Raw genomic sequence first — 11,130 nt, forward strand, 5'->3', positions numbered from 1 at the left:
AAACCTGTGCCCTACGCGATAGAGCGCGCCACAGGGTTCGTAGTTCGTGGTTTGAGCGATACCGAAATTGTATCTGACCGGGCCGGGACTTGAAATCTCGACCCTGTCCGGCAGCCATCGACACGCCGCCAAAGCAAACGGGCCCGGCAGGTTGAGCCGGGCCCGGATTATAACCGATCGATTCCCGCCCGCCAGCGTCGAATGGGTGCAGGCGGCAAATCGAACGCAATCAGACCGGCTGCGGATGCAACATGAACCAGCCGAAGAACACGATCCCCGCGATCACGCAGTACAGGCCGAACGAGGCCAGACGTCCGCGGCCTTCGAAATAGCGCATCAGGAAGCGCACGCTGAGATAAGCGGCGATCGCGGTCAGCACGCCGCCCAGCAGCGCATCGGCGAGTTGGCCCGGCGCATGGAACAGCTTCGGCAATTCGAGGACGCCGGCTGCGAAGATGATCGGCGTACCGAGCAAAAACGAAAACTCAGCAGCCTTCTCCGTCGTCAGGCCGGCCGCGTTGCCGGCGATCATCGTCAGACCGCTGCGCGAAAAGCCGGGGATCAGCGCGCCGACCTGCGCCAGCCCGACCAGAAACGCCTGGCGGAACGTCATCTTCTCCGGCGGCTGATGCGCGCGCGAGCGTTGCAGACGGTCGCCGAACCACAGCAGCACACCGTTGATGATCAGCGCGATCGCGACGATGCGCAGATCGTGGAAAAGCCGCTCGAGCGGCTTTTCCAGCAGCAGTCCGACCAGACCGGCCGGAATCGTGCCGATGATGAGCGCCCACATTATGTGCGCATCGTCGTTGCGGCGGCCGCCGAACGACGCGAAGAGACCGCGCACCAGCGCGTACCAGCGCTTGCGGAAGTACCACAGCAACGCGAGGGCCGTGCCGAGGTGCAACGCGACGAGGAACGGCAGCAATTGCGGCGCGTGCTTGTCGATGTGCATACCGAACAGCGCCGGCACGAGCAGGGTGTGGCCGAGGCTGCTAACCGGAAAGAGCTCCGTGACGCCTTGCAACACGCTTAGGAAAATCAGAAACGACAGGTTCACGCGGCGATCCTCTCTGTAAGGAAAATGTCGGGGAACAGCGCGCCGCAAAGGGAAAGCGTCGACGCGTCAAAGCGCACCGATTATGCCTAGGTGAAATGTCAGCGCCAAGCTTTTGAGCCGCGGTTGGGAAAATTTTGATGCGCCGCGTCACAATTCGAAACCCTTGTTACGCGACAGACAAAGAAACAGAGCCGTCGTGGCGGCGGCCCTGCGATCATGCGGAATTCAGTGCGCTCAGGCGCCCGGCTCGCAATGAACGAACCGGCGGCCGGCGAAGCGGGACAACGGGATCAGCGTTCGAGCTTGTAGAAAAAATAGACCGTGCTGGCCGCGAACATGCCGAACAAAGTCACAGCCATTGCCATTGCGAGATCCATAACGCCTCCTGAGCCGGTCTGGCCCGGCAGTCGACGACACCGGGCGGTCAGACGGATTATCGGCAAGGATGGCGCTTCTCCGACACCCGCAATTTCCCGAGAAGGGTTTCCCCGTAGCGCAAAGCAGCGCAGAATCTTCCTCTCGCGCGCGACGCCGCGCGGCGCTTGCCAGCGGCGTCCGCCAGCCACTTTGACCAACCCGTTTTGACCAACCGTAACCCATCAGGCCCATCGACCATGCCCCTCTCCCCGCAACAGGACATTCTCGAGATCGCCCTGGACGCCTCCGTGCTCCGCTTCTCGCCGCAGGCCGGCGGCCGGCTGCTGTCGTGGATCGTCGACGGCGAACCGGTGATCCATTGGCCCGAGCACGCCGACTGGAGCCAGCCCGCCAGGATCCGCGGCGGCAATCCGCTGCTGTTCCCATTTCTCGGACGGCATCGCGTCGACGGCAAGATCGGCTATTGGCGTGACGCCGAAGGCACGGTGCGCGCGTTGCCGATGCACGGCTTTGCACGCGACCTGCCCTTCGAGGCGCATGCGGATGTGCACGGCGCCGGTCTGCGCATGATCCTGACCGACAGCCACGCGACCCGTGGCGGCTATCCGTTCGGCTTCCGTTTCGAAGCGGCGTACTGCCTCGTCGATGCGCACACGCTCGAGGTCACGCTGAGCACCGCCAACACCGGCGACGCGCCGCTGCCCTACTACGCCGGCCACCACTTCTACTTCACGCTGCCGCACACGCAGCGCGGCGAGACGTCGGTGGAACTGCCCCGCACCGAACGGCGCTACCAGCAGGACGACGGCTCGATCAGCGCAGCCGAGCCGGGCGAGCCGCGCTATACGCTCGACGAGACGCGCATTCTCGACCGCTTCCATTGCCTCGACGGCGCGCCGGAGCGGCCCGTGCGCATCGTCGCGCCGGGCCTGAACCGGGTCGTCACAATCGACCTGCAACGTCCGGACTCGGCGCCCTGGTACGCCGTGACGACATGGACCGAAGCCCCCGGGTCGGATTTCTACTGCGTCGAGCCATGGCTAGGTCTGCCGGATGCGATTCACAACGGCATGGGATTGCGCTGGCTCGAACCGGGTCAAAGCGAGACGGCCGCGCTGCGCATCAACGTCAGCGCACTGCGCTGATCGCGGAGTTTTGCCGCTTTCCCCCTTTCGCGCAGCGCCTTCCGCCGACACGGCGAGCGCTCGCTTCCGCACCGCCCTCACCGGCGGTTGCTCGCCTCGCCGAAACCCGTTTTCGAGTGCTGCAGCGCAAAACCGTTAGAATCGGACGCTTTTGCATCTATCTGCCGCGTGATCGGGATCGGCGCGTGGCAGTGCTTTGCGAGGTCCAATGTTTGACACAACAAGAATGATGAAGCGGCTGGCCTGCGCGTCGTTATTAGCGGTGCTCGCCGCGTGCGGGTCCGCACCGGCGGGTCCGGGGTTCTACCGCGTCGAACGCGGCGATACGCTTTCGAAGATCGCGCGCAGCAACCGGCAGTCGGTGCAAAACATCGTGCGCTGGAACAATCTGACGAACCCGGACAGCATCGAGGTCGGTCAGGTGTTGCGCGTGGCGCCTCCGGGCAACGCGGCGTCGACGAGCGGCGCCGTGCGCAGCAACGGCGGCGGGAGCACAACGGCCACGCCGCCGTTGTCGCGCCCGGCGCCCGCCGACAGTGCGTCGCCGTCCGCGCCGGATTCGTCGATCCCGCTGGTATGGCCGGCCGACGGCACGGTGATCCGGCGCTTCGATGGCGCCAATTCGAAGGGTATCGATATCTCGGCGGCGCCCGGCACCCCTGTGGTGGCCGCGGCGGCCGGCACGGTGGTCTATGCCGGCAACGGCCTGCGCGGCTACGGCAATCTGCTGATCATCAAGCACAACGCCGAGTATCTGACGGCCTACGCGCACAACCGCGCGCTGCTGGTGAAGGAAGGTCAGACGGTCGCACGCGGCGAAAAGATCGCCGAGATGGGCGATACCGACACCGACCGAGTGATGCTGCACTTCGAATTGCGCTATCAGGGCCGCTCGATCGACCCGTCGCGGGCATTACCCGCACGTTAGCCGCCCGCTAGCCGCACGCTCGCGGATCACCAGGCCGCGCCGCCCACGCGGGCTGAAACCGCCGCTCAGGGAACCCGGCGTGCTATAAAACGCTCAATCCGACACGCGACGCGGCCCACCGCCACGTCGCCCCTGTCATCTGTAAGGAATTTGCAATGAAGAGCGCATTCGCGTCAGTGGCAATGGCCGCGGCGGTTGGCCTCGGCGTACTGACGCTCGGCAGCCTCGGCGGCTGTTCCAGCACTACCACGATGACCTATCTGCCGAACGGCGACACCGGCTTCGCGATCAACTGCAGCGGCAGCGACGCCAGCTCGAGCTGGGCCGAGTGCTACAAGCGCGCCGGCGAAGTCTGCGGCAACTACGGCTATGACGTCGTTTCGAAGGACGTCGACAACGGCGCCACCTCGGGCGGCTCGATCGGCGGGATCTTCGGTGCGAACGTGAAGAACCGGTCGATGGTGATTCGCTGCAAACAGTGACGGCGCCGGGACGCGCCGCGTGGCGCGACGCGAGCTAACGGCAGCGCCAGCGTCCGGAGCGCGGATCGATGCGCGCGGCCAAGGCGATCAGCACACCGGGCAATGAGCGGCCAGATGCCGGGAAAAATGATCAGCCAGGTCATAACCCCGGGTCTCCGGTCTGCACATCGATGTAAAGAAAAAGTAATCTTCGATGATCAACAGGTGTGAATCGAAAGTGATGCGCGGATAAAAAAAGCCCGGCACGAGGCCGGGCTAACGGGGGTTTGGCGCATATCGGCAAAGGACCGGTTCACCATGCGCCAGAAGTAAATCTAACGATTCGCTTATACACGCGCAATCTATTAATTTCGCAGGTAATGTGATGCAGCGCACGGAGTCCGCATTATGTTAATCTGAAATCACAAAAGTACGCAGAATAAATGGGTGAAAATCCCGCGATGCAATGCGCCATTAAATCACCGGCAAAAATCCGCGGTCGGCTGGAAAAGCCTTATACAGCAAGCATCCGTCGAGATTTCCAAAATAAATCCGACGAAAGGCGTTTGGCCGATTTCCACTAAACCGCCCGCGATGATGCAGGCGCCCTGCATGCAGCGTGCCTTTTGTGCGCCAACGCACCATACCGAACCATTAATCGATAGCCGAGCAGAGATAATCAGCCACCGCCTTCATCACAACAAATTCGAGAATAGCGAAGATATTTGAACATTTCAAATCCGCCGACAAATCCCGCACCATCGAATCAACTGATTTTATTCATTCGATGAAATGGATCGCAGTATTACCGGCGATTGCCGGTGATTGCCGGCGATTCGCTCGAGCTAGCCAAACGGCTGGAACGGACGGCTGAAAACGGCTGCTTACATCACTCGCAAACCGAGTTCGGTCACCAGCACGGCTGCCTGCTGATGGGAAATCGTCGCGCCTTTGAACAGCGCGGCGTCGACGAGCCGCACGCCGCTCAGATCGGCTTCGCGCAGGTCGGCGCCGTCAAAGCGCGCGCCCTTCAGATGCGCGTCCTTCAGACTGCCGCCGTCGAAAACCACCTCGCGGAAATCGACCCCAGCGAGATCGGCGTCCGAGAAATCGAGTTGTTGCAGCGTTGTCTTGCGAAACGACAGTCCGCGTAAATGCGCTCCCACCAGCAAGGTCTCGACAAAGCTCAAGCCCAGCGCCGCGCAGCCCTCGAAGTTCGCGCCGGTCAGCTTGCAGCTGTGAAACGACGCCGATGCGAGCTTCGCGCGGCGCCAACTGGTGTTGTTCAGATCGCTCGACTGGAACGCCGCGTCGACCAGATCGGCCGACGCGAAATCCGCCTCGCGGCCGCGGCAACGCACCCAGCGGCTATGCGCCAGCGTCGCGCCGAAAAACGACGTTTCGACGATCGTGCAGCGATGAAACTCAGCACCGCGCAAATCGAGTCGCGACAGATCTGCGCCTTCGAAATCGCAGTCGGTGAAATGCAGCGGCTCTTTGCTGAGCGCGACGAGGCGCTCCACGTCGGCGCGCATGAGCGTCGCGCCGTTCACCACATGAGCTTGCGCGCCCGAAGCCGGTGTCGTTGAATCCAGTGACATGAAAATGGAGAATGAGTGGAGAATAAAAATCGGAAGACCCCAAGCGTACCGGAATGCGCGCCGCCGTGGCAGTCGAGCGCCGATGGTTTATAGTAACGGCCCATCAGAACCCCCGCCCACCATGACTTCCAACGACGCCCCCCAGAGCCCGCTGTACGCCAGGCTCCTTGCGGAAACCGCCAAAATCGGCTGGACCGAGCTCGAACGCTTTTTTGCGCGCGGCATGCTGCTGCGCGTCGCGCGCGACCTCGATCTGGTGAGCGTCGCCGAAGCCATCGCCAGCGACGACACCGCGCAAGTCACGCAATGGCTGTCGTCCGGCCTCGTCGAACGCGTGCAGGCGGACACCGCCGCCGATTTCGCCGCGCGCGATCCCGATCTGTGGGCGGTAGTCGTGTCGCCGTGGGTCTGCGTGCAGGAACGCCATTGAGCGAAAGCGCACCCGGCGCGCAGACACTCGAAGCGGCAGCGCCCGCCGTGTGCCCGCGTTACCCGTGCGCTGGCATCGGCGCGTGCTGACACTGGCGTTTCCGATCGTCCTCGCCAATCTGACGCAACCGATCCTCGGCGCGGTCGATACGGCCGTCTGAACGGCGCATCGTATCTCGGCGGCGTCGCGATCGGCGCACGCGACCGGCAGGCGTTCCTGCAGGCGTTCCTGCAGGCGGTCAAGGTAGCGGCGTTAGGGTCCGCACTCGGCGCAGTCGGCTTCTCGCTGGTGTACTGGGGCGCGGGGACATGGATCGTCGAACGTCTGACCGATCAGGCCACAGTGCGCGCCACTGCTGAAGCTTATTTGCCGTGGGCCGTGCTGCTGATCTTCATGGCCGCGCGCGGCGCAACGCTCGCGCGGTTCTTGCCGGGCGTCGCGCGCTCTGCCAGGGGCGCCGGGGTTGCCCCCGAAGTTGCCCATTTAACCTTTGTGCAGTATGCGGTTACGGCTTGAAACAAGCGCATACATATACGGCGCACCGCTCGCCCTAGAATGCCTGCAGCCCGCGCTCTCCGCGCGAACAGTCTGCGCGGGTCAGAAACGCCGGCGTGCCCGCGCCGGCGTTTCGCCTTTCCTTTTCTCCGCGACGCAGCGAGTGCGGCCGTCACGTATATCCTCGATGTGGACAGCCAGGCAGACCACCTGGCCGCTTTAACATCCGGTCAAAGCGCGGCCGGCGCGGGCACCATCGAAGGCGGCCGGTCGTCGGTGGGCACGCCGTGATAGTCGCTCGGATCTTTCGGCGGCGGTCCGCCATGATGGCCGGATGGATCATTGGCGCAGCCGGTCAGGCTGGCGGCCAGCAGTAGCGCAATCAGTAGAACGCGATTCATAGACTCTCTAGACGGAATGAATATCGGCGGCAAAGCGCCAAGAGTCTACCTGCAAAGCGCTTTACACGACGGCCCCGCACGCAGCCTCCCCCTCCCATTTCGTTACGCGTGTCCTACTATGAAGGCATGACTGCCTCATCAAAGGAGACTGCCATGGACGCTGAATCGATCGCGGGTCTGGTCGGACTCGGAATAGGTCTGCTCGTACTGCTCGCCTTGTCGATTTTCGAATCGAGAACCTACCGGCGCGAACACGGCGGCGAAGGCATGGTGCATCACTGGCTGACTCATCAACACCTGCTGGACTGGATGCATCGCCGGCATTGAGGGAGAGCCGCCCGTTCGTGCGCGTGCGCACATTCCGGCTATCTAGCGAGACACTGCGCTCGCCGACTGACTTAACCGCCACGATTAACCGCAGCGACGGTCTTCCTGCCGCCGACCGTCGCGCGCCGACGCATGCCGCAAAGCTGTTGTGGCGCGCCGGCGTCAATCTCTCCAACACGCCTCAAGCGGGCACGGCGCCCGCGCACTGAGGCGTGTTGCTGTTGATGGGACGCATATAGACATGCAGACATGCGTGTTTGGTTCATTTTCAGCCCGAAGCAATTCGAGATTGACTCTGGCACCCAATGCCACGTAGAATCTCGGATTCGTCGGAGCGTAGCGCAGCCTGGTAGCGCATCTGATTTGGGATCAGAGGGTCGTAGGTTCGAATCCTATCGCTCCGACCACGGAATCAAGGGGTTATGAGTTTTTACTCATAACCCCTTTTTCTATTGATCATCCGTTCGCGCTGAATAGCCCGTCTTGCCGTCACACGTACCGCATGCGACAGTGGTGACAGTGGTGACAGTGGTATAAAGAGCGGTGCAGCCCTCCCGATCGCCGCCCCGGGGACAAGGAGCTCAACATGAATCTGATCCTCTGGCGTCATGCCGAAGCCGAAGATTTCGCCTCGAGCGATCTCGCTCGCGCGCTGACCACGCGGGGTCGCAAGCAGGCACAGAACATCGCCAAATGGCTGCGCGCCCGCCTGCCCGACGACGCCGTGATTCTCGCGAGCCCCGCGGTGCGCACCGTTCAGACCGCCGAGACGTTGAGCGACCAGTATCGCGTGGTGCGCGAACTCGCGCCCAACGCCGGCGCCAACGACGTGCTCACCGCAGCAGGCTGGCCCGAAGGCATCGCGCAAACTGTCGTAATCGTCGGCCATCAGCCGACCCTCGGCCATGTCGCCGCGCTGCTGCTCGCCAACAGCGAAGCGAGCTGGCCGCTGAAGAAGGCAGGCGTGTGGTGGATCTCCAACCGCGAGCGAAACGGCGACGAACAGGCCGTGCTGCGCGCGGCGATCAGCCCTGATCTGGTCTGAGCACGCGCGGCGAGACGTCGAGCGCCGCCGTAGACGGTCGCGCCGCAACAACACATCCCCGGCATATGACAAGCCGCGGACGCCCAGCTTACGGGCAGTCATCCAATCGTCACGGCTTTGCCATGCGAACGTCACCAGGCGTTACTACATTGGCGAAAAAAGCAATCTCCCTTTTTTCGACCAGGACGCCACATGCGAGAACTGCCGACGCCAACCCTGCCCCTCGCTTCGATCTTCGAGTTGCGCCGCCTGCCGCGCGCCGAAGAGACGGTCACCGCCCAGCATCGCCTGCAAGTCACATGGGCACGCACCGACGAAGAACTGCGCGAGGCCCAGCGGCTGCGCTACCGGGTGTTCGCCGATGAAATGGGCGCACGCCTGACGGGCCCGGCCGGCCTCGACGTCGATTCGTTCGATGCGTATTGCGATCATCTGCTGGTGCGCGACCTCGACACGCTGAAGGTGGTCGGCACATATCGCGCGCTGCCGCCGCATCAGGCCGCGCGCGTCGGCCGCCTGTATGCGGAGAGCGAATTCGACGTCTCGCGTCTCACACACCTGCGCGCCAAGATGGTCGAAGTGGGCCGTTCGTGCGTGCACCCCGACTACCGCAGCGGCTCGGTGATCATGTCGCTGTGGGCTGGGCTCGCCGCCTACATGAAGCACAACGGCTACGAGACGATGCTCGGCTGCGCGAGCGTCGCGATGGTCGACGGCGGTCACTACGCGGCGAATCTGTATTGCTCGCTGCGCGACAACGCGCTGACGGCGCCGGAATATCGCGCGTTTCCGCATACGCCGCTGCCGGTCGACGAGCTGCAAACGGGTGCGGACGTCGCACCGCCGCCGCTGGTGAAGGGCTATCTGCGCCTTGGCGCGAAAATTTGCGGCGCACCGGCCTGGGATCCCGACTTCAACACGGCAGACTTCCTGACGCTGTTCCGTCTATCGGACATCAACGCACGTTATGCGCGTCACTTTTTGGGCGACGCGCTGCCGCGCTGATTGACTCGAACGCGCTCGACGCGTCTGCAAAACGCGTCTGCGCTGAGTTCACGGCAGGTTCGCGACGCGCAAAAAAAAGCCAGGCGAATTTGCCGGGCTTTTTTTCAACAGTCGTTTTTTAATCGTCCGTATAAACCACGCGATACGGGATGCCCACTTTCTCCCATTCCGCGGCTTCCTGAATCAGGCTGTAATCGGTGAGCGGATTATTCGCCACCCATTCGCTCGGCAAGCGCGCTTCATAGCCGCCGTTCACCTGTGCGACTGCGATGCCGGGCAAACCGACATCGGCACGCCGCCGGCACAGCAGCGCCGCGAGCCGCAAGCAGAACAGCAGCGGCCATTCCACTTCGCGCGTTTGCGACAGCTTGCCGAGTTTGCCCGCGTGGCCAAGCACCAGCGCGGCGAGCCGCGCCTGATCGGTGCGCGAAAAGCCCGGCATATCCGCATTGCTCGCGATATAGGCCGAATGCTTGTGATACGCGCTGTGCGAGATCGACCGCCCGATTTCATGCAACGCCGCAGCCCAACCGAGGAACATGCGGTTTTCCACCCGGCGTTCTTCGTCCGGCTCATCGAACTGATCGTAGAAACTCACCGCCAGATCGCCGATGCGCCCGGCCTGCGCACGATCGACGCCATAGCGGCGCATGAAGCCCCCGGCAGTGACCGTACGCATGTCTTCGTGCTGCGAGCGGCCCAGCAGGTCATACAGCACGCCCAGACGCAATGCGCCGTCCGTCGTATCGACGTAATCGACGCCGAGTTCGTCGAACACCGCGATCATGATCGACAGACCGCCCGCCAGCACCGGGATCCGGTCGGCCTTCAACGCGACCAGCTTCAGGCGATTGACGTTCTCCGCCTTGATCAACGCTCGCTTGAGCCGTTCGAGCCCGCCGCGCGAGATGCCGTGTGTAATGCCCGGATCGTTGAAGCCGTTCGCCTCGACCAGTTCGGCCAGCGCACGCGCGGTGCCCGACGAGCCGATCGCCTGCTCCCAGCCGGCCTTCTTGTACTCGGCGGAAATGATCTGGATTTCGCGGCTCGCGGCGAGTTCGGCCTGGCGCATCGTGTATTCGTCGACATTGCCCGCCGGAAAGAACGCGCGGCTATGGCTCACGCAGCCGATATACAGGCTTTCCATCTTGATCGGCGTGTAGTGCGAACCAATGATGAATTCCGTCGAGCCGCCGCCGATGTCCACCACCAGCCGCTTGCCCGAGCTCGCGGGCACCGAGTGTGCGGCCCCGGCGTAGATCAGACGCGCTTCTTCACGGCCGGCGATCACTTCGATCGGGAAGCCGAGCGCGGCTTGCGCCTCGCCGAGAAACTCGTTGGCGTTCTTGGCGATGCGCAGCGTGTTGGTGGCGACCGCGCGAACGTGATCGGGATGAAAGTCGCGCAGCCGTTCGCCGAAGCGCTTCAGCGCGTCCCAGCCGCGCACTTGCGACGCGCGATCGAGCATCTTGTCGCGCGACAGACCGGCGGCGAGGCGCACCGGTTCGCGCAACGCGTCGACCTGATAGATCTGGCTGCCCGCGTCGGTTTCCTCGACCCGGCCCACGATCAGGCGGAAGCTGTTGGAGCCGAGATCCACGGCAGCGAGGAGTTGTGGAGTATTGACCATCGATTGAGCGGGCTCCATGCGCGCGAGCGCGGCGGCCGAGGATGCGGAAGACGCCGAACGTCCCTCGGGCGCCGTATGCGCCTTATAGCCGGCCGCGCTGTTAAAAGACGCCATTTTAAGCGTACCGGACCTCACGGTGTCACCTTGCAGTGTTGGGTGTGCGCCATGGTCCCATAAACACTGCGTCATATTGACGACACGCGGCAAATGCGGCGTAGAATTTG

13 protein-coding genes and 1 tRNA gene are annotated in these 11,130 nt (G+C 63.3%); 10 read left to right on the plus strand and 4 right to left on the minus strand.

Going from position 1 to position 11,130, the window contains the following annotated elements; translation table 11 throughout:
* Positions 1-229: 229 nt before the first annotated feature.
* Positions 230-1,060, minus strand: coding sequence for an undecaprenyl-diphosphate phosphatase (locus AC07WT_RS15335; protein ID WP_494947639.1), 831 nt, complete (start codon positions 1,058-1,060; stop codon positions 230-232).
* A 614-nt stretch (positions 1,061-1,674) separates the two neighbouring features.
* Here AC07WT_RS15335 and AC07WT_RS15340 point away from each other — a divergent pair.
* From AC07WT_RS15340 to AC07WT_RS15355, 4 genes are all read left to right on the plus strand, one after another.
* Positions 1,675-2,583, plus strand: coding sequence for an aldose epimerase family protein (locus AC07WT_RS15340; RefSeq protein ID WP_494947640.1), 909 nt, complete (start codon positions 1,675-1,677; stop codon positions 2,581-2,583).
* Between the two features lie 208 nt (positions 2,584-2,791).
* Positions 2,792-3,511, plus strand: coding sequence for a peptidoglycan DD-metalloendopeptidase family protein (locus AC07WT_RS15345; RefSeq protein ID WP_494947641.1), 720 nt, complete (start codon positions 2,792-2,794; stop codon positions 3,509-3,511).
* Between the two features lie 155 nt (positions 3,512-3,666).
* Complete coding sequence (locus AC07WT_RS15350) at positions 3,667-3,993, plus strand: hypothetical protein (RefSeq protein ID WP_494947642.1); 327 nt, start codon at positions 3,667-3,669, stop codon at positions 3,991-3,993.
* Between the two features lie 422 nt (positions 3,994-4,415).
* A complete protein-coding gene (locus AC07WT_RS15355; RefSeq protein WP_494947643.1) occupies positions 4,416-4,556 on the plus strand; it encodes a hypothetical protein in 141 nt (46 codons plus the stop codon).
* Between the two features lie 300 nt (positions 4,557-4,856).
* Here AC07WT_RS15355 and AC07WT_RS15360 read toward each other — a convergent pair whose 3' ends face one another.
* Entirely contained in the window at positions 4,857-5,573 is a 717-nt protein-coding gene (locus tag AC07WT_RS15360) for a pentapeptide repeat-containing protein (protein ID WP_494947644.1), read from the minus strand.
* Positions 5,574-5,694: 121 nt separating this feature from the next.
* Here AC07WT_RS15360 and AC07WT_RS15365 point away from each other — a divergent pair, with 121 nt between their 5' ends.
* Positions 5,695-6,003 carry a DUF2288 domain-containing protein gene (locus tag AC07WT_RS15365; RefSeq protein WP_492590871.1) on the plus strand — a complete coding sequence of 103 codons (309 nt, stop codon included), beginning with the start codon at positions 5,695-5,697 and terminating at the stop codon, positions 6,001-6,003.
* Positions 6,004-6,219: 216 nt separating this feature from the next.
* A complete protein-coding gene (locus AC07WT_RS15370) occupies positions 6,220-6,519 on the plus strand; it encodes a hypothetical protein (RefSeq protein ID WP_494948437.1) in 300 nt (99 codons plus the stop codon).
* A 209-nt stretch (positions 6,520-6,728) separates the two neighbouring features.
* On the opposite strand, the gene AC07WT_RS15375 is transcribed toward AC07WT_RS15370, so the two are convergent.
* Positions 6,729-6,899 carry a hypothetical protein gene (locus AC07WT_RS15375; protein WP_492590873.1) on the minus strand — a complete coding sequence of 57 codons (171 nt, stop codon included), beginning with the start codon at positions 6,897-6,899 and terminating at the stop codon, positions 6,729-6,731.
* 153 nt (positions 6,900-7,052) lie between these two features.
* Here AC07WT_RS15375 and AC07WT_RS15380 point away from each other — a divergent pair, with 153 nt between their 5' ends.
* From AC07WT_RS15380 to AC07WT_RS15395, 4 genes are all read left to right on the plus strand, one after another.
* Complete coding sequence (locus AC07WT_RS15380) at positions 7,053-7,226, plus strand: hypothetical protein (RefSeq protein WP_492590874.1); 174 nt, start codon at positions 7,053-7,055, stop codon at positions 7,224-7,226.
* 330 nt (positions 7,227-7,556) lie between these two features.
* Positions 7,557-7,633: transfer RNA gene (locus AC07WT_RS15385), tRNA-Pro, on the plus strand.
* Positions 7,634-7,812: 179 nt separating this feature from the next.
* Positions 7,813-8,271: a SixA phosphatase family protein gene (locus AC07WT_RS15390; protein WP_494947645.1), complete on the plus strand. Its 459-nt coding sequence runs from the start codon at positions 7,813-7,815 to the stop codon at positions 8,269-8,271.
* A gap of 192 nt (positions 8,272-8,463) precedes the next feature.
* A complete protein-coding gene (locus tag AC07WT_RS15395) occupies positions 8,464-9,276 on the plus strand; it encodes a GNAT family N-acetyltransferase (RefSeq protein WP_494947646.1) in 813 nt (270 codons plus the stop codon).
* A gap of 118 nt (positions 9,277-9,394) precedes the next feature.
* Here AC07WT_RS15395 and ppx read toward each other — a convergent pair whose 3' ends face one another.
* Entirely contained in the window at positions 9,395-11,020 is a 1,626-nt protein-coding gene (ppx, locus tag AC07WT_RS15400; protein ID WP_492590877.1) for an exopolyphosphatase, read from the minus strand.
* Positions 11,021-11,130: the final 110 nt, after the last annotated feature.

This window comes from Paraburkholderia sp. GW821-FHT02A12 (assembly GCF_059422005.1).